Origin of the sequence: Janthinobacterium sp. P210005, assembly GCF_036231865.1 — a bacterium.
GTDB lineage: Bacteria > Pseudomonadota > Gammaproteobacteria > Burkholderiales > Burkholderiaceae_D > Janthinobacterium > Janthinobacterium kumbetense.
Genome location: NZ_JAZARC010000001.1, coordinates 1,248,631 through 1,266,945 on the forward strand (window position 1 = coordinate 1,248,631; position 18,315 = coordinate 1,266,945).

General features: G+C 64.7%; 18 protein-coding genes. 6 read left to right on the top strand and 12 right to left on the bottom strand.

All coding sequences use genetic code 11. The features are described from left to right. Window positions 1-36: 36 nt before the first annotated feature. The 12 genes from VPH40_RS05455 to VPH40_RS05510 form a co-directional block, all read right to left on the bottom strand. Window positions 37-438: an MSHA biogenesis protein MshK gene (locus tag VPH40_RS05455; protein WP_257218982.1), complete on the bottom strand. Its 402-nt coding sequence runs from the start codon at window positions 436-438 to the stop codon at window positions 37-39. Continuing rightward, complete coding sequence (gene gspM / locus VPH40_RS05460) at window positions 423-1,100, bottom strand: type II secretion system protein GspM (protein ID WP_099667527.1); 678 nt, start codon at window positions 1,098-1,100, stop codon at window positions 423-425. The genes VPH40_RS05455 and gspM overlap by 16 nt, the downstream gene beginning before the upstream one ends. Next, entirely contained in the window at window positions 1,100-1,780 is a 681-nt protein-coding gene (locus VPH40_RS05465; RefSeq protein ID WP_328572917.1) for an MSHA biogenesis protein MshA, read from the bottom strand. The genes gspM and VPH40_RS05465 overlap by 1 nt, the downstream gene beginning before the upstream one ends. After that, window positions 1,777-2,736 carry an agglutinin biogenesis protein MshI gene (locus tag VPH40_RS05470; protein WP_328572918.1) on the bottom strand — a complete coding sequence of 320 codons (960 nt, stop codon included), beginning with the start codon at window positions 2,734-2,736 and terminating at the stop codon, window positions 1,777-1,779. Before VPH40_RS05470 ends, VPH40_RS05465 begins: the two co-directional genes overlap by 4 nt. Window positions 2,737-2,867: 131 nt before the next feature. Then, complete coding sequence (locus VPH40_RS05475) at window positions 2,868-3,326, bottom strand: agglutinin biogenesis protein MshP (protein ID WP_099667525.1); 459 nt, start codon at window positions 3,324-3,326, stop codon at window positions 2,868-2,870. Then, on the bottom strand, window positions 3,323-4,216 hold the full coding sequence (locus VPH40_RS05480; protein ID WP_328572919.1) for a prepilin-type N-terminal cleavage/methylation domain-containing protein: 894 nt from the start codon (window positions 4,214-4,216) through the stop codon (window positions 3,323-3,325). Before VPH40_RS05480 ends, VPH40_RS05475 begins: the two co-directional genes overlap by 4 nt. Before the next feature lie 7 nt (window positions 4,217-4,223). Then, entirely contained in the window at window positions 4,224-4,781 is a 558-nt protein-coding gene (locus VPH40_RS05485) for a type IV pilus modification PilV family protein (protein ID WP_305062177.1), read from the bottom strand. Next, on the bottom strand, window positions 4,771-5,310 hold the full coding sequence (locus VPH40_RS05490) for a Tfp pilus assembly protein FimT/FimU (RefSeq protein ID WP_370385300.1): 540 nt from the start codon (window positions 5,308-5,310) through the stop codon (window positions 4,771-4,773). Before VPH40_RS05490 ends, VPH40_RS05485 begins: the two co-directional genes overlap by 11 nt. Before the next feature lie 159 nt (window positions 5,311-5,469). Next, entirely contained in the window at window positions 5,470-6,045 is a 576-nt protein-coding gene (locus VPH40_RS05495; RefSeq protein WP_328572920.1) for a pilin, read from the bottom strand. Beyond that, the gene (locus VPH40_RS05500; RefSeq protein ID WP_328572921.1) at window positions 6,015-6,521 is read right to left on the bottom strand and encodes a type II secretion system protein; all 507 of its coding nucleotides are present in this window, start codon (window positions 6,519-6,521) and stop codon (window positions 6,015-6,017) included. The genes VPH40_RS05495 and VPH40_RS05500 overlap by 31 nt, the downstream gene beginning before the upstream one ends. Continuing rightward, window positions 6,521-7,756, bottom strand: coding sequence for a type II secretion system F family protein (locus tag VPH40_RS05505; protein WP_099667520.1), 1,236 nt, complete (start codon window positions 7,754-7,756; stop codon window positions 6,521-6,523). Before VPH40_RS05505 ends, VPH40_RS05500 begins: the two co-directional genes overlap by 1 nt. 1 nt (window position 7,757) lies before the next feature. Continuing rightward, window positions 7,758-9,461, bottom strand: coding sequence for a GspE/PulE family protein (locus tag VPH40_RS05510; RefSeq protein ID WP_034781098.1), 1,704 nt, complete (start codon window positions 9,459-9,461; stop codon window positions 7,758-7,760). A gap of 208 nt (window positions 9,462-9,669) precedes the next feature. Here VPH40_RS05510 and VPH40_RS05515 point away from each other — a divergent pair, with 208 nt between their 5' ends. The 6 genes from VPH40_RS05515 (at window position 9,670) to VPH40_RS05540 (ending at window position 18,312) form a co-directional block, all read left to right on the top strand. Further along, window positions 9,670-10,398 (top strand): ABC transporter ATP-binding protein, encoded by a 729-nt coding sequence (locus tag VPH40_RS05515; RefSeq protein WP_251348308.1) that lies wholly within the window; start codon window positions 9,670-9,672, stop codon window positions 10,396-10,398. After that, on the top strand, window positions 10,395-11,918 hold the full coding sequence (locus tag VPH40_RS05520) for an ExeA family protein (protein ID WP_251348307.1): 1,524 nt from the start codon (window positions 10,395-10,397) through the stop codon (window positions 11,916-11,918). The genes VPH40_RS05515 and VPH40_RS05520 overlap by 4 nt, the downstream gene beginning before the upstream one ends. A gap of 107 nt (window positions 11,919-12,025) precedes the next feature. Next, entirely contained in the window at window positions 12,026-13,984 is a 1,959-nt protein-coding gene (gene mshL, locus VPH40_RS05525) for a pilus (MSHA type) biogenesis protein MshL (RefSeq protein ID WP_251348306.1), read from the top strand. Continuing rightward, window positions 13,981-15,396: a tetratricopeptide repeat protein gene (locus tag VPH40_RS05530; RefSeq protein WP_328572922.1), complete on the top strand. Its 1,416-nt coding sequence runs from the start codon at window positions 13,981-13,983 to the stop codon at window positions 15,394-15,396. The genes mshL and VPH40_RS05530 overlap by 4 nt, the downstream gene beginning before the upstream one ends. Before the next feature lie 7 nt (window positions 15,397-15,403). Further along, the gene (locus VPH40_RS05535) at window positions 15,404-17,107 is read left to right on the top strand and encodes a GspE/PulE family protein (RefSeq protein WP_328572923.1); all 1,704 of its coding nucleotides are present in this window, start codon (window positions 15,404-15,406) and stop codon (window positions 17,105-17,107) included. Beyond that, window positions 17,107-18,312, top strand: coding sequence for a type II secretion system F family protein (locus tag VPH40_RS05540; protein ID WP_099667515.1), 1,206 nt, complete (start codon window positions 17,107-17,109; stop codon window positions 18,310-18,312). Before VPH40_RS05535 ends, VPH40_RS05540 begins: the two co-directional genes overlap by 1 nt. Window positions 18,313-18,315 lie beyond the last annotated feature (3 nt).

Here is an 18,315-nt window from a genome sequence, read left to right on the forward strand (position 1 = left end):
TCGCCTTGTGTTGATTGAGTTGCTTGGCCACTTCTTCTACTCCTGCTTGCGGTCGGTCTTGCTATCGGTCTTACGATCGGCCTTGTTATTGGTCTTGCTGCTGGGATACAGCTTGAAGGTTTCCAGTGATTTGCCACGCCGCAACAATACGGCCGTGTCGCGGATTTCCACCACCACGGCGTCGCCCACCTTGCCGCCCACCTTGACCGTCTGGCCATCGATGACGGCCAGGCGGCGTCCGCCCGGCTGGGTGGAAACGAGCACCGATTGCAGCTGCGGCCGGGCCGCGACGACGGGCGCGGCGTCGGCGGGCGCCCACAGGGCCGCGGGCGGGCGCGTCGGATCGTCGAGCGCCTGTGCCTGCGCGCCCGGCGATGCCAGGCTCAGGATCAGGAAGGGCGCCAGCAGCGCGGAACCCAGGGTCAGAGTGCGATCCATGTATCGTCCATGCTGAGGGTATGTAAGGTCAGGGTCAGGGTGGCGCCCGGGTAACTGGCGGCGTCGAGGTGGGCGGCGCCCCAGAAGACGCGCGTCGGCATCGCTTGCAGCGCCTGCATGTATTGCACCATGTCGGCATAACTGCCTTGCAGCACCACTTCCACGCCATGCTGGTGCAGCAGGGGAGCCGGCGCCCTGGCCGCCGCATCGCCGTTCGCGCTGTCGGCCTGGCGCGCGCCCACGGCGCTGGCCGGCAAGGTTTTCAGCGACACCACGCGCAGTCCCGCGTGCCGGCGCAGCAAGTGTTCGAGCAAGGTGACCATGCGCTCCGGCGCCACCAGGCCATGCTGCTTCTCGCGCAGCGCCTGCGCCAGGGACGCCGTTTCCGCCTGCAAGGCCGCCAGGCGCGTGCGCGCTTCCTGGTCGGGATCGGTGGCATGGGCCAGCATGGTCAGCTCGACTTCCTTGTCGGTGGCGCTCAGGAGGCTTTGTTTTTGCGCAATGCTCGCCTCCAGCGCCGCGCGTTTCGCCAGCAGGGGATTGAAGCTCATGAAATAGAACACGAACAGGACGGCGGCCGCACCGGCGCCGAACACCATCAGCCGCTCGCGCAGGCTGAGGGCGTCGAAGGCGGCGGCCCATTTCTTCAGCAAGGGCAGCATCAGCGTGTTCCTTCCGTAACAGGTTTCGGCGGCGTGGCAGGCCCGGCCGGGCCGGCGGCGCGGTCGGCCGACTGCAGGCTGAACGCGACATACGGCAGGCCAGGCGCCTTGCCCTCGGCCACGGCCGGCTGCCCGGACTGGTTAATGTCGAGGCTGGCGAAGGTCTTGCCTCGCAGTACCTCCTGCTGGCCCAGGCGCGTGATGTACGCGGGCAACAGCGACGCGTGCAAGGCGCGGCCCTGCAAACCGAAGTCATTGCCGGCGCCAGCGATATCCACGCCCGTCAGCCATACACCCTCGACCCTGGCCTGCGCCAGCGCGCGGAAATAGCCGGCATAGCCGAGGGTATTGCCCAGCTTGCCGCTGTCCAGCACGTTCGACGCATCCTGCAGCAACTGGCGCTGCGCCTCGACGGCCGCCAGTTCCTGCGCCAGGGCCGGATCTTTCTTGCGTGGAGGAAAATCGCGCAAAGCCTGGTCGCGCTTCGCCTCGCCTTGCGCCAGCGCCGCCTTGACGCCCGCTTCGCGCCGTTCTAGGCCGGTCAAGGCTTGCTGGGCCAACACGCCCACGGCCAGCAGGGCCAGCGCCAGGCCGCCCAAGGCCAGGCCGGCCGTGCGCGCCGACATATGGTGTTTTTGCAGTTCAAACTGGGGATTGAACAGATTGATCTGCTGGCTCATGCGCCCTTCCCTTCATGCTTGCCCGGATGCAAGCCAACCTCGCGCAAGCCGGCGCCGATGGCCAGGAAGTAGCGCGCCTGCATGGCGGGGTCGCGCAATTCGGCGGCCTGCGACAAGTCCAGCACCGTGGCCAGGTCCAGCTGCTCGACCGGCATGTAGAGATTGTCGGCCAGATAGGCGTGCAAGCCGTCGGCCGCGCCCGTCATCAGCATCAAGCGGGCCAGCGAAATGAAATGAAACTGGCGGTCGAAGTGGTCGAACGAGCGCTGCAGTTCCAGCGTGACGCGGTCGTAATACTGGCTGGCGTCGGGCGACTGCAATTGCGTCAGGGTCACGTCGATGCGGCGCGCCTGGTACAGCTCGCCACTGAAACTCATGGTCAGCAAGCCGCCGTCGCCATCGAAATACAGCACGGCGATGCCGCGTCCCGGCGTTTCCAGCAAGGTAGCGATATTGCGCTGCGCCATCTCGGGGATATCGATCACGGACAGGCCGATCTTGCATTCGGCGTACAGCGCCTGGCGCCGCGATACGGCGCTGTTGCGCGCGGCGACGGCAAACACGCTGCTGCCGCGCTGGGTGCCGTTCGGGTCGCCGGGGATGTCGAACACGTCGATGGTGGCTTCGGCCAAGGGAAAGTCCAGCATGTCCTTCAGGCGCCAGCCCACGGCCGTCTTCAGTTCCTCGCGCGGCACGGACGGCGCTTCCAGCGACAGCAACTGGTACTCGCCGCCGGCCAGCACGGTGGTGCAGTGGCGCGCTGCCGCCTGCACGTCCTTGCCCAGTTTTTCCAGCACCTCGGCCGGCGCCGGCCGCGCGGCCGCCTGGTAACTGGCGCCCAGCACGCGCGGCATGCCGTCGGCGGGACGTTCGACAACGACAGCGCTGACGCCTTCCCGGCCAAACGCCGTGGCCAGCCAACCCTCATACTTCCTTGCTCTTGCGAATAAACCCATGCGACCTATCCAGTGTAAGTGCCTGCCCGATCTTGTCGCGCAGTTAATGCATCCAGCCAATTTTAATTCATGAAGCCAACTTTATTGTGTAAAAACAATAAATTAGCGATCTTTTTTGCACGCAGTTGATCTTACTGCGACAGCACGGCTTGCAGGCGGCGCTGAACATAGTCCGCGTTGTTGCCCGCGTTCGGACAGAACGGCTCGACAGTGCCCGGCTGGTTGCACGCCGTGGCCGTGATGGTCCAGCTGGTCAAGGTGCCGGGCCCCGTGGCCGTGCTGCATTGCACGCTGACGCTGAACGACGACAGCGTCGTGCCCGCTGGCAAGCTGAAACTGGCCGGACCGATGCACGCCGCACCAGCGGTCAGGCCGGCGCTGATCTGCCGCTGCAGCCCCCATTCGAGACCGGCGCGCGCGGCCTGTTCGGCGCGCACGCCCTGCACGTCCATGGCCGACTCCGTCTGCTGGAAAGTGGAGATATTCACCATCACGGCCGCCAGCGCGGCCAGCACCACCAGCAGGAAAATGGCCGTGACAAGGCTGAAACCGCGCATGCGGCCGGCGCGATGGCGCAGCAAGCGCCTCATGGCGTATTCCTCGCCTGTACCTGTTGCACCAGACGCAGCACGCCCGTATTGCTGTTCGCTGCCCCCAGACTCAGGTCGATATTCACCAGACCACGCTGCACGTTGGCCAAAATGCCATAGCTGAAACGGCAAGCCGCCACCTGGCGCGCCAGCAGTGCTCCCTTCTTCGCCTCCAGCGGGACCGTGTTTTCCACAACCGGCTGGGTAGCCTGGATGACATAGCCCGCGTAACGGGTCAAGGTGCCGCTCTTCAGATCGCACGCATAGGTGACGGGCGTCGATACCACCTGGAAACGGTTCGACGGCGACGGCAGCGGCGCGGGCGCCGTCGTGAAAGGATAGCTGCCCAAGGTGACGACAGTGCCGGCTACGCCCGTGACTGGCGCGCGATTGCAGCCGGTGGCAGCGCTGCAGGCATACGCATTGTTCGGCGCGCCCGCCCCGCCCAGGTTGTAGACGACGATCTGGTCGCCCACGCTGATCGCCTGGCGCGCGCCCAGCGCATCTGCGGGCATGGCGCCGACGACGCTAAAAGCTGGTGAGGCGGGGGTGGTCTCAAAGCTCAGCACACTGCCCGGTCCCGACGGATCGCTGTCGCTCAGGTAGCGTCCGCCCGTCTTGGTCAGCAGCAATTCCAGGAACAGGCCGTCGTTCGACACGCGCACGCTGTTGGGCAGGGCCAGGCGCACGTCGCGCGTCAGGCGGCGCGCTGCCGTGTCGGCCGTGTCGGCCAGCGCGGCGCGCGCGGTGGTGTCGATATAGCCTTGCACGGGCACGCGGATGAAGACGGCGACCATGGCGCCGATGATGCCCGTGATGACGATCACGATGACCATCTCGACGAGGGTAAAGCCGCGCGGGCGGCGCCTGGCGTTATAGAAATTTCTCATGGGATACTCATGGGATACTATTCGGCGCATAGCGCACGCGATAGCCGTCGAGCACGATCTGCTGGTCGGCATACGGCACGACCACCTGGATATGCAGGCTTTCCGTCGCAGGCAAGCCGTTCAGGGCTTGCTCGGTGATCGTCACCAAGGCAGTGTAATTCTGGGTGGGGCTGGCAGCCCAGGCATTACCCTGGGCATCCGTCTTGTACTCCGTGGCTGTGCCATACGCACTCACGTAATCGTTGACGTTGTCGAACGGCCTCCCCGCGCCGTTCGCCTCTTCCCCCGGCCCTTCCGGGATGGCGCAGCCGGCCGGGCTGGTCGCCGTTTCCGCGGCCGGGTCTTGCGGATCGCAATAGGTAAACCGCGCCAGCTGGATTTCTTCCAGCATGCTTTCGGCAATCGCCAGCGCCTGCTTGCGCAGCTGCGGATCGGCGCTGCGCTTTGTCGTCAGGCTCATCACGCCCAGGATGGCGGCCGAGGCCAGGCCGACGATGACGATGAACAGCACCAGTTCGATCAGGGTCACGCCGCGTTCACGCCGGCGCCGCTGGCTAATGGACATAACCCGTCTCCCCCTCGACCGTGACGACGCGCTCCGTGCCGTCACCCAGGATGCTGATGTTCAGCCGCGCAGGGAAACCCGATAGCGCCGGGAACACATCGTTCTGCGCATACGGCTGGCCCAGCGCGTCGAAATAAAAGCTGGGCTCGCCTTTCACATCGGTGGACAGGGTAACGCCGGACGGCCGGCCTTCGCACAGCCAATTGCTTCCCAGGCAATACTGCAGCGTCTCCTTGCTGCCGCTGTTCTTGCCCGCGGGCGGCACCACTTTCTGGTCAGCGCTGCAAACGGCATCGAAGCACAGGGCCACCCTGTCGGCATCGATGCGTACAAACACGGCACGGTTTTGCGCCACCGCAAGTTTTTGCCCGTAGCGCACGATATTCGTCACCTGGTCGGCAAAACCGCGCGCGTCAAAAGTGTCGCGCTGGAAAAACCGGTTGACGGCAAAGGTCGCCAGCAAACCCGCCAGCACCAGCACGGCCACCAGCTCGATCAAGGTGAAGCCGCGTGCAGCCGTACGCCGCAGGCGGCCTGGCGGCCCTGCTTGGCGATGCGAAAAGACTGTCGGTGACTGCTGCAATGGATGGCCCGTAAAAAAGCCCAACGGGCTGGCGCCTGAGGTTGGGCTGGTGGTGCGCAAGGAAGGCCGGATGTTGCCTGACTTTCCTTGCAGTGTGCTCAAAGATTACTTACACGAAGTCGGGTCTGCCAGATCCTTGATGCCTGGGCCGGCGGTAGCGGTGGCAGCGGTATACGTCACCGAGCAGCCCGAGCGCGATGCATCAGGGGACACGGAGAAACCGGTAGCGGAGATCACATAGTCAGGTGTGGCGATGCCTGCGGCAAGTCCAATCCCGGCGGCATCGGCCGTAGGGTAACCATTGGCCCCCGTAATCGGCTGGCCTTCCATTGTTACGGTCTTGGTCGCGTCAGCATTGACCAGCCACTGCGCATGGTACAGGGCAGCGCCCGCCTTGACGGCGCCAGCGGCCGCGTGCATCTTGGCCACGCGCGCATCGGTCGACATGTCGATGAATTTAGGAATCGCCGTGGCGGCCAGGATGCCGAGGATCACGATGACGACGATCAATTCGATCAGGGTAAAACCTGCCTGGGCGCCGCTTTTCATACTACGTAAAGACTTGTTCATTCTTGCTTTCTCCAAAATCAAATAAAAAAACTTCAAAACCAACGCCATGAAACTGTCGCTGCACCGGACCAGGAAGCGCGTCAGTTTGCCGCCGGGTCCGGCGATTTCCACACCACGATATCGGGTTCCTGGGCGAGCTTGTCAAGATCGGCATCCGCACGTGGCAAGGTTACCTTAAATTTCACTAAATCAACCCTTTTACTGGGAAAAATATTGCCATTACTAAACAAATAGATGATTTTTTGTTCTTTTTTATCGTACAGCCAATTCCCCGCTGGCAATTTTTCAAGCTCCGGCTGCGCGAACTCGCCCAGATAGTTGGCCGGCTTATCCATCAGCCAGTCGAACGGGTTTTGCCGCGCCAGCGCCGGCAACCGGTCGCGCCGGTCCGCCAGATATAAATGCAGCACCTGCACCCGCAAGCTGGTGCGCAGCACGCCCAGCATCTGCGCCACGGCCGCCTGCTGCGCCTGTCGCTGGTAATAGCCGACGCGGTTCAGGAACACGGCCGTCAGGATGGCGAACACGCCCGCCACCACCGCCAGCTCGAACAGGGTGAAACCGCGCTGGCGGAACGGTTTTGCCATCAGTGCAGGGCCGCCCGGCCCAGGTCCCAGATCGGCAGGAAGATGCCCAGCGCCAGCACCAACACCATGGCGCCGAGGAAGACGATCAAAATCGGCTCGATCTGCGCCGACAGGGTTTTCAGCTCGTAATCGACTTCGCGCTCGTACATGTCCGCGATCTCGTCCATCAGGTCGTCGAGCGAACCGGATTCCTCGCCCACGGCGATCATCTGCAGCACCACAGGCGTAAACACGTTGGCCGCGACCGAAGTGCGCAAGATGCTCTCGCCCCGCTCGACGCCGTCGCGCATCTGCTCCACGCGCGCGCTCAGATACGTGTTGTCGACCGTTTGCGACACCACCGTCAGGGCCTGCACGATGGGCACGCCGCTCGTGCTGGACAGGGCGAAGCTGCGCGCGAAGCGGGCCATCGTGCCCTTCAGGATGATCTTGCCGGCGATCGGCAGGCGCAGCTTGGCGCGGTCCCACTTATACAAGCCCTCTTTCGTGCGCAGCCAGGCGCGCCAGCCGAAAAAGCCGCCCACGCCCAGCATCAGCAGGATGGGCCAGTACGCCACCGTAAAGCGCGAGGTGCCGATCAGGATGCGCGTCATCAAGGGCAGTTCCGCATGGAAACTGGCAAACACCTTCTCGAACTGGGGAATGACGAAGATATTGACCACGATCATGGCGGCCAGCATGGCGAAGACGACGAAGGTCGGGTAGCGCGTCGCCGTTTTCACGCGCGCGCGCATGTCGCGGTCGAATTCCAGGTGGTTGAACAGGCGCAAAAACACTTCATCGAGGCGCCCCGTCATTTCGCCCACGCGCACCATCGACAGGTAGAACGGCGTGAAGATGGCGGGATGGCGCGCCATGGCGGCCGACAGTTCGCGGCCCGCGTCGAGCGATTCGCGCACATCCTTGATGATGCGCCCGAATGCGGGGCTGATGGCCGACTCCTGCAAGCCGGCCAGGCCGCGCATGATGGGCACGCCCGCCTTGAGCAGCGTGTACAGCTGGCGGCTGAACAGTTGCACGTCCATGGGCGTGACCTTTTTCTCGGTCAGCTTGTCCCACCAGCCCAGTTGGTTGGCGCCCGCCTTCGTCACCGTCTGTTTCGTGGCGCTGATATCGACGGGCGTGCTGCCGCCCGCCATCAATTGGTCGGCCACGGCGCCGCTATCGGCGCCTTCCATGACGCCGGTCAACAGTTCGCCGCTGGCGCTGCGCGCCTTGTAGGAGAAAAACGGCACCTCAATCCTCGCTCTGGTTGCTGATGCGCATCGCTTCCATCACCGTCGTGCGGCCCTGGACCACCAGCTGCACGGCGTGGCGGCGCAGCGTTTCGCCCGCCATCTGCGCCGTCGCCACCTTCATGAAGTGGGAAGGATCGGCATGGTTGGCGGCATCGGCCACGGCGCGCGTGATTTCCAGCAATTCGTACACGCCCGTGCGGCCCCGGTAACCCATGCCGTTGCAATGCGAACAGCCCTTGCCGTGGAAATACTGGTTGCGCTCGACCAGTTCGCCCAGTTCCAGGCGCAGCCATTCGTATTCGTTCGGCGTGGGCGCATACGGCGTGCTGCAGCTTTCGCAGATCACGCGCACCAGGCGCTGCGCCAACACGGCTTGCAGCGAGCTGCCCACCATGTAGCGGGGCACGCCCATGTCCATCAGGCGCAGCGGCGTGCTGATGGCGTCGTTCGTATGCAGGGTCGACAGCACCAAGTGCCCCGTCATGGCGGCGCGCAAGCCGATTTGCGCCGTTTCCTGGTCGCGCATCTCGCCCACCAGCACGATGTCGGGATCTTGCCGCAGGGCCGAGCGCAGCACCCTGGCGAAATTCAACTCGATCTTGTCGTTGACTTGCACCTGGTTAATGCCCGGCAAGCGGTACTCGACGGGGTCTTCCACCGTGATGAGCTTTTTTTCCACGGAATTGAGTTCGGACAAGGCGCAGTACAAGGTCGTCGTCTTGCCGCTGCCGGTCGGCCCCGTCACCAGCACGAGGCCGTTCGGGCGGCTGACGATGGCGCGGAATTGCGCCACCAGCGCAGGCGGCATGCCGATGGCGTCCAGGCGCAAGGTCGTGCCGCCCTGGTTCAGGAGCCGCATCACCACCGATTCGCCGTATTGCGTCGGCATGGTGGAAATACGCACGTCGATGCGCTGGTTTTTCACGCGGATGGCGAAGCGGCCATCCTGCGGCAGGCGTTTCTCGGAAATATCGAGGTCCGACATCAGTTTCAGGCGCAGCGCCAGCGAACTGGCGATCTTGCTGTCCGCTTCCGTCTGCAGGTGCAGCACGCCGTCGATGCGGAAGCGGATCTGCAGCCGGCCTTCCTGCGGCTCGATGTGGATGTCCGAGGCGCGCACCTGCGTGGCATCCTCGAACACGGATTGCAGCAGCTTGACGATGGGCGCCTCTTCCAGGCCAGGATTGGCGGCCAGCGCGCCGAAGTCGACGGAAACGTCGCCCAGGTCTTGCTCCAGCTCGCGCGTCAGGGTGGAAATGTCTTCCGTGCGGCGGTAGATGCGGTCGATGGCGGCCAGCACTTCCGTCTCATTGACGACGGCCAGCTCGATATGGCGCTTGACCAGGCGCGAGATTTCATCGTACGCGAACAGGTCCGTGGGATCGGACATGCCGACCAGCAAACCCTCGCGGCGGTCTTCCAGCACCAGCGCGCGGAAGCGCCGCGCCTGGGTTTCCGGCAGCAGCCGCACCAGTTCGGGGTTGATGTTGAAAAACTTCAGGTTGATGTAGGGAATGTCGAGCTGGCGCGCCAGGGCGCCCGAAATCTGCTCTTCCGTGACGAAGCCGTGCTCGACAAAAACGCGGCCCAGCTTGCGTCCCGAACGTTTCTGTTCCGTCAAGGCCTGGCCCAACTGTTCTTCCGTCAGCAATTTCTGCTGCACCAAAATTTCACCGAGCCGGACTTTCTCTGGCCTTGCCATGCTTGCTCCTCGACAGATTCATCAGACGATGCACGCCAGCGGCGCGCGGGGGTATTTTATTCCAGAACCTGTTGTTTCTTAAAGAAAATACATTCCATCATTTGATTTTTGCGCATTTCAACACTCGGCAAGGAAACACTTGCCGCCCGCCGGCACCCATGACAATAATGGCGCTCGTCCCCCGTCTTGCCTGCCGACCATTGCCACTATGAACGCCTGCGCCATCGAGTTCCACAACGTGCATCTGCAGCTGGCGGGCAGCGCCGTGCTGCGCGGCGTCGACCTGCAGGTGCGCGCGGGAGAACTGTTCGGCCTGGTTGGCGTGAATGGCGCAGGCAAGACTTCCCTGCTGAAATGCCTGCTGGACTTCTGTACGCCCGAACGGGGCGAGATCGCCATCTTCGGCCAGCCGCACCGGCATGGCGCGGCGCGCCAGCCCCTGTCGTTTCTGCCGGAACGCTTCCAGGCGCCGTATTACCTGACGGGCGGCGACTTCCTGCGCTACCTGGCGCGCCTGCACAAGGTGCGCCCCGATGCGCAAGCGCTGCAGCAAACCCTGGACGCGCTGGACCTGGCGCCGGACGCCCTGCTGCGCCCCGCGCGCGAGTATTCGAAAGGCATGATGCAAAAACTGGGGCTGGCCGCATGCTTGCTATCGGGCAAGCCGCACCTGGTGCTCGATGAACCGATGAGCGGACTCGACCCGAAGGCGCGCGCGCAATTCAAGCAAGTCTTGCGGCAAGCGCGCACGCAAGGCCGCGGCGCCCTGCTCACTTCGCATGCGCTGGCCGACGTGGAAGAATTGTGCGACCGCATGGCCATCCTGCATGGGGGCCGCATCGTGTTTACGGGCACGCCCGGCGAATGCCGCGCGCGTCACGGCGGCGCGCAAGACGCCAGCCTGGAGCAGGCTTTCCTCAATTGCATCGCAGCATGAACGCCGACACGCACGCCCCGCCCTCCACGCCGCCCGGACGGCCGTATGCGCCCTCGCCGCACGGCATGTATCTGCGCCATTTCGGCTTGCGCACGGCGCCGTTCGGCATCACGCCGGACCCGGCCTTCTTTTATACGGGCAATACGCGGGGCGAGCTGCTCGCTGCGCTGCTGTATGCCGTCACGCAAGGCGAAGGCATCATCAAGCTGACGGGCGAAGTGGGCAGCGGCAAGACCATGCTGTGCCGCATGCTGGCCGACCGCCTGCCGCCCCAAGTCGACGTGCTGTACCTGCTCAATCCCCGCCTGGAACCGGACGACGTCCTGCACGCCATCGCCGCCGAACTGGGTCTGGAACTGGACGGCTGCCGCGCCGACGCCGTCCTGCGCGCCCTGCACGGCGAGCTGATCGCCAGGCATGCGGCGGGACGCCAGGTGGTGTTGCTGGCCGAAGAAGCGCAAGCCATGCCGGGCGCCACCCTGGAAGCGCTGCGCCTGCTGACGAACCTGGAGACGGCCAGCCACAAGCTGCTGCAGATCGTCCTGTTTGGCCAGCCGGAATTGCAGAACACCCTGGACTTGCCCCAGTTCCGCCAGTTGAAGGAACGCATCACCCACAGTTTCAGCGTGCCGCGCCTGCCGCCAGCCTTGCTGGACGACTATCTGGCATGCCGCCTGGCCGCCGCCGGCCGCACGGCCCCGCTCGTTTTCACGCCGGCCGCACAGCGCCGGCTGGCGCGCGCGGCGCAGGGTATCGTGCGCAGGATCAATATCCTGGCCGACAAAGCCTTGCTGGCCGCGTTTGCGGACGATGCGCAGGAAATTAGCGCGCGCCACGTGCGCCTGGCCATCGCCGACAGCCCCTTTTACCGCCCGCCCTGGCATGCGGGCAAGCTGCTGGCAGGCGCCTTGAGCGCGCTGATGCTGTTGCTGGCCTTTGCTCTGCTGTGGCAATGGCAGGCAGGCAGCGAGGATCGGACAGCGGCGACAGCCAGCATGGCGACGCCGGCAAGCCAGGCATCCCACGCATCCCAGGCACGCTCCGCCGCGCCCGCCGACGCGGCCCCAGGCACACTCAAGGAAGCGCTTGTGCGCGCACCGCAGCCCGCCCCGTCGACGCTGCTCGACAGCAAACTGGCCGAATCGCGCGACTGGCTGGCGCGACAAGGGCCGAAGCAACTGGTGCTGCACATCGCCAGCTTGCCCGCCACCGAGACAGTTGCGGCGGAAACTTTCCTGCGGCAGGCACAGCAAGCCACCGGCCTGCACGACCTCCACGTGTTTCGCCTGCCTGGCACCATGCCCGCAACCGCGTCCGCGCCCGCAAATACGCCGCCCGCGACCTCCACCGCGCGCCTGCTCATCGTCTATGGCAGCTTTGCCGACCAGGCCAGCGCCGAAGCCGTGTGGGCCAGGCTGGCCCCGGCGTCGCCGCAGAAAATATTGCTGAGCGACATAGACAGTATCCGCACAGAAATAAAAGCCCTGGCACCGGAAAAACCGGGGCGTGGCGCCCCCTGACTTTATTTCAGCATATTGCCTCCCAAGCCTGCACAGCCGATTGCTTTTAAGCGATCATGCTGGGTAAAATTACAAAAGCACAACACGACTTCAAGGGCGAACTTTTCATGACTCAACACCCTATTCCTGTGCTGACCTCTTGGGTCGCCCTCGCCTGCAGCACCATGCTGGCCGGCTGCGCCACGCATCAAACGCCGCTGTCGCCGGCCCACCTCAATGCCGCGCCCGTCGCCGCCGGCGTCATTCCCGAACCGGTGCAGCAAAGCAGCGCGCTAGCCGCGCCCCTGCCCGCGCCCAAGGTGGAAACCTACAGCGTCACCGTGCACAAGGTGCCCGTGCAATCGCTGCTGTTTGCGCTGGCGCGCGACGCGGGCATGAATATCGACATCCACCCGCAGATCGAAGGCAGCGTCACCCTGAATGCGCTGAACCAGACCCTGCCGCAATTGCTGGCGCGTATCGGCAAGCAAGTCGATATGCGCTACGAAATCGATGGCAAGAACCTGACGGTGCTGCCCGACGCGCCCGTCTGGCGCACTTACAAGGTCGATTACGTCAACATGGCGCGCAGCACCAACAGCAGCGTGAATATCGCCACGCAAATCTCCACGGCGGGCGGCGGGTCGAACAACGCCAGCAACCCCGTGGGCAGCACGCAAGGCAGCGGCGGCAACGGCAATAACAATTCGACCACCCTCGTCGTGAATCGTTCGGAAAATAATTTCTGGTACAGCCTGGAAAAGAATATCCGCGACCTGCTGCGCGAGACCACGCTCAACGACGTGCAGGTGGACCCGCTGGCGCAGCTGAACCAGCAATTGACGAGCATGCCCGGCCAGCAGGGACAGCAAGGCCAGCAGCAGAACCAGGCCGGCGCCTACCCTGCCGCCGGTGCGGCGGGCCAGTACGGCGCCCAGCCGCCGATGCAGTATGGCAACCCGAACGGGAGCCAGAATGCGCCGGGACAGCAGGCGCCCGGCCAGAACGCGGCTCCCGGCCAGCCGCTGGACGCGAACGGCATGCCGCTGCTCAAACTGGCCAACAAGGGCAGCCCCTCGTCCGTCGTCGTCAACGTCGAGGGCGGCCTGATCGCCGTGCGCGCCACAGGGCGCCAGCATGAAAAGATCGCCGAATTCCTCGACGCGGTATTGCACAGCGCCAAGCGGCAAGTGCTGATCGAGGCGACCATCATCGAAGTGCGCCTGAGCAATGAATACCAGCAAGGCATCAACTGGTCGCGCCTGACGGGCAGCCTGCAATTGCGCCAGGGACAAGTGGGCACGGCGGGCCTGTCCAGCGGCGTCACGCCGAACGCCACGCCCGGCATCTTCCTGCTCAATTATCTGAAAGACAGCTTTTCCACCACCATCCAGCTGCTCGAATCGTTCGGCAAGGTGAAAGTGCTGTCCAGTCCGAAGATCAGCGTGCTGAACAACCAGACGGCCATGCTGAAGGTGGTCGACAACAATGTCTTCTTTACCATCAAGGTGACGCCCGCCGTGATCAGCTCGACGGGCACCATCACCACGCCGGCCACCTATGAATCGAAGCTGGAAACGGTGCCCGTCGGCTTCGTCATGAGCGTCACGCCGCAGATTTCCGACAGCGATGAAGTGACCCTCAACGTGCGCCCCACCATCACGCGCATCGTCGGCTACGTGCAAGACCCGAATCCGGCCCTGGCCACGGCCAACGTGCAAAGCCGCGTGCCCGTGATCCAGGCGCGCGAGCTGGAATCGATCATGAAAGTGGGCAATGGCCAGATCGCCGTGATGGGCGGCCTGATGCAAGACTCCATCGACAATGCCAAGGATGGCGTGCCGGGCCTGTCCAGCCTGCCCTTGGTGGGCAATCTGTTTACCTACCGCAATGAGGCAAGCAGCAAGACGGAGCTGGTGATCTTCATGCGCCCCGTCGTCGTCAAGGATGCCAGCGTCGAGGGCGATTACCGCGATTACCGCTACCTGCTGCCCGGCCAGGCGCCGCTCAACACCCAGCCCTACACGGATGGCCCGCCAGCGGCGCCCGTCCGGCCGCAGGCGCGCTTGCAGGGAGACTTCCCATGAGCTTGCTGATGCAGGCGCTCAAGAAAGCCGAGCGCGCCAAGCAGAACAGCCTTTCCGACGAAGAACTGGAAAAGCCGTCCGAAGCCTACGACCAGGTGCTGGAACTGGCGCCGGCCGACGCCCTGCCGCCCCGTCCCGCACCAGCGCCAGCGCCCGTGCAGTCGGCAAGCACCTTGCGCCTGGAACCGCTGGCGGACGCGCCCGCGCCGCAGCCCGCGTCCAGTGGCGCCCAGCCGGAGCCACAGCCTGGGTCGCAGCAAGGCGCGCAATCAGGCCCGCCGCCCGAGCCGCCGCGCGCCCGTCCGGAAGCGCCGCCCACCCGGCCACGCGCCAGCCGCAGCAATCCGCCGCCGAAAGGTCCTACTGGCCCCATCAGCGTCGACCCGGTCACCGTGCGCCTGGCCGTGCTGCTGGCGATCCTGCTGCTGGTGGTCGGCTCCATGGCGTACTGGTACTGGCGCGCCAGCACCAGCCCCGGTGCGGGCGCCAACCTGCCCGGCGTGCCCATGCCGCTGACGGATGCCCCGGGCACGGCCGGCGTCGCCGGCCCCGTCGTGGTGGTGCCGGCGACGGGTGCCGCGCCGCCGGACGCCATGACGCCCGCGGCGCTGCCGCCCGACAACCCGCGCGACGCGCGCCAGCCAGAGTCAGCACAGGACCAGCAGGCGATGATACAGGCGGCGGCCCAGGCCGCCGTAGCGGCGCAGCTGGCGCACATGGCGCCGGCCGCACCGCCCAGCCTGCCACCGGTGGCCGCGCCCGACAACAGCCAGATCCAGGTGCAGCGCAGCGTGGCAGCGCCGCAAATCAACCCCGACGTGCAGCAAGCCTATCAAGCCTTCAACGGGGGCCAGTTGGGTCTTGCTCGTCAGCAATATGAAACGGTGCTGCGGCAGGATGCGACCAACCGCGACGCGCTGCTGGGCCTGGCGGCCGTGGCCCTGCGCGAAAACCAGGGCGCGCAGGCGGCGGCCCTGTACGTGCGTTTGCTGGAAATCAATCCCGACGATGGCGAGGCGCTGGCCGGCCTGATCGGGCTGCGCCAGGGCGACGTGGCGCAGAGCGAGGCAAAATTGAAAGCCATCCTGGCGCGCAACCCCGACAGTGCCCCCGTGCTGTTTGCACTGGGAAATGTGTACGCCAAGCAGCGCCGCTGGAACGAAGCGCAGCAGCAATTCTTCCGCGCCTACGGCGCCGCGCCGGGCAACCCCGACTATGCCTTCAACCTGGCCGTGGGCCTGGACCGGCTGAACCAGCCCCGGCTGGCCGCCACGTATTACCAGCGCGCCTTGACCCTGGCGCAAACGACGCCCGCCGCCTTCGACCAGGCCGTCGTGCAAACGCGCTTGCGCGAACTGGCGGCCCCTGCAGCCCCGGCCGAGCCGGCCGTCATCACACCCCGTCAGGAATAAGCATCACATGGCAGAACAGGCAAAACTTCCCCTCGGCAAGCTGCTGATCCAGAAAGGCGTGATCAGCGAAGACCAGCTGCGCATCGCCCTGATCGAACAGCGGCGCAGCAGCGAACCGCTGGGCAAGCTGCTGATCACCCTGGGTTTTGTCACGGAAGCGACCGTGCGCGAGGCGCTCAGCGAAAACCTGAAACAGGTCAGCGCGGACCTGTCCAGCCTGGTGGTCGACGCCATCGCCCTGAAACTGATCCCGAAGGACGTGGCCAAGCGCTACCGCGTCTTTCCCATCGTCTACGAGCGGCAGGCGGATAACCTGATCCTGGCCATGGCCGACACGAGCAACATCGTTGCGCTCGATCAAATCAGCGCCATGCTGGTCAAGGGCATCACGATTTCCACCGTGCTCGTCAACGAATCGGACATTTCGCGCGCCATCGACCAGTACTATGGCTTCGAGCTGTCGATCGACGGCATCCTGCACGAAATCGAAACGGGCGAAGTCAGCTATCAAAGCATGGCCTCGCCGTCGGACGAATACAGCCAGCCCATGGTGCGCCTGATCGATGCGCTGCTGGCCGACGCCGTGCAGAACGGCGCCTCGGACATCCATTTCGAGCCGGAACAGTCGTTCCTGCGCATCCGCTACCGCATCGACGGCATCCTGCGGCAAATCCGCAGCCTGCACAAATCGTACTGGCCGGCCATGGCCGTGCGCCTGAAGGTGATGTCGAACATGAATATCGCCGAGGCGCGCGCGCCGCAGGATGGGCGCATCAGCATCAAGTTTTCCGGGCGGCAAATCGACTTCCGCGCGTCGGCGCAGCCCACCACGCATGGCGAAAACGTCGTGCTGCGCGTGCTGGACCGGCAAAAGGGCATCGTGCCGCTGGACGCCCTGGGCCTGGCCGAGGCGGAATTGAACTTGTTGAAACTCATGATCGCGCGCCCCGACGGCGTGATCCTCGTGACGGGCCCGACGGGCAGCGGCAAGACCACCACCCTGTATTCGATACTCAACCATATCAATACGGAAAGCGTCAACATCATGACCCTGGAGGACCCGGTCGAGTATCCGATGAACATGATACGCCAGACCTCCGTCAACGAATCCGTCAAGCTGGGCTTTGCCGACGGCATCCGCTCGATGATGCGGCAAGACCCCGACATCATCCTCGTGGGCGAGATCCGCGACCGCGAAACGGCGGAAATGGCGTTTGCCGCCGCCATGACGGGCCACCAGGTGTATTCCACCCTGCATACGAGCTCGGCCATCGGTTCCGTGGCGCGCCTGCTCGACATCGGCATCTTGCCCGACATCATGGCCGGCAACATCATCGGCATCGTGGCGCAGCGCCTGGTGCGGCGTTTGTGTCCGCATTGCAAGGAAACCGTCATCGCCGATACCATCGAGCGCCGCCTGCTGGGCCTTGCGTCCGAGGCGCCCGCCGTCAGCATCTGCCGCGCCGCAGGCTGCGAACGCTGCGCGCACCAGGGCTACAAGGGCCGCCTGGCCATCATGGAAATCCTCAAGATGACGGCCGAACTCGATGAATTGACGGCGCGCCGCGCCAGTTTGCGCGAGCTCAAGGCCGCGGCGCGCGCGGCCGGTTTCAAGGGCATCGTCGACGACGGCATGCGCCGCGTGCTGGAAGGCGTCACCACCTTGGAAGAAGTGGGCCGCGTGGTCGACCTGACGGAAAGGCTGGCCTGATGGCGCAATATGTCTATCGCGCAATGGATGCGGCCGGCGCCCTGATTCCCGGCAGCATGGAGGCGGCCAACGTGCCGGACCTGGAAGCGCGCCTGCACCGCATGCAGCTCGACTTGATCGACTGCAAGATCACGGGCCAGTACCTGGTGCTGCTGGGCAAGCGCATCATCCACCGCCGCGACCTCATCAATTTCTGCTTCCACATGGAGCAATTGACGGGCGCGGGCGTGCCCATCCTGGAAGGCTTGAACGACTTGCGCGAAAGCACGGACCATCCGCGCCTGCGCGAAGTCGTCACGGACCTGATCGAAAGCATCGAGGGCGGCCTGCCCCTCTCGGGCGCGCTGGCCCAGCATGGCGACATCTTCGACGCCACGTTCACCAGCCTGATACTGGCGGGAGAACAGAGCGGCCGGATCGCCGACGTCTTCAAGAACCTGTCGGAAAGCCTGAAATGGCAGGATGAGCTGGCCTCGCAGACGCGCAAGATCGTCATGTACCCCGTCGTCGTCGCCATCGTCGTGGCGGCCGTGACGTTTTTCCTGATGATCTACCTGGTACCGCAGCTGACGGCGTTCATCCGCAACATGGGCGGCGAACTGCCGCTGCACACGCGCGTGCTCATTGCCGTGTCGAATGTCTTCATCGATTACTGGTATCTGCTGCTGGCCTTGCCCGTGCTGCTGTTTTTCGGCTTGCGCGCGCTCATCCGCCGCAGCGAGGCGGCCCGCTACGCCTGGGATGGCTTGAAACTGCGGCTGTGGCTGGTCGGTCCTGTGCTGCACAAGATCATCCTGGCCCGCTTCGCCACGTTTTTTGCCCTGATGTATGCCTCCGGCATCACCATCCTCGAATGCATCCGCCTGTCCGAGGGCATCGCCGGCAACCAGGTGGTGGCGGCCGGCCTGCGCCGCGCCGCCCAGCTGATCAGCGAAGGTTACGGCGTCACCGCCGCTTTCCAGCACACGGGCATCTTCCCGCCGCTGGTGATCCGCATGCTGAAAGTGGGCGAGTCCACGGGTTCGCTGGACACGGCCTTGCGCAATGTCAGTTACTTTTACAACCGCGAAGTGAAGGAATTGATTGAGAAAGTGCAAGCCATGATCGAGCCGGCCATGACGGTCATCCTGGGCCTGCTGCTGGGCTGGATCATGCTGTCGGTGCTGGGGCCGATCTACGACACCATCAGCACCATCAAAACCTGAGGC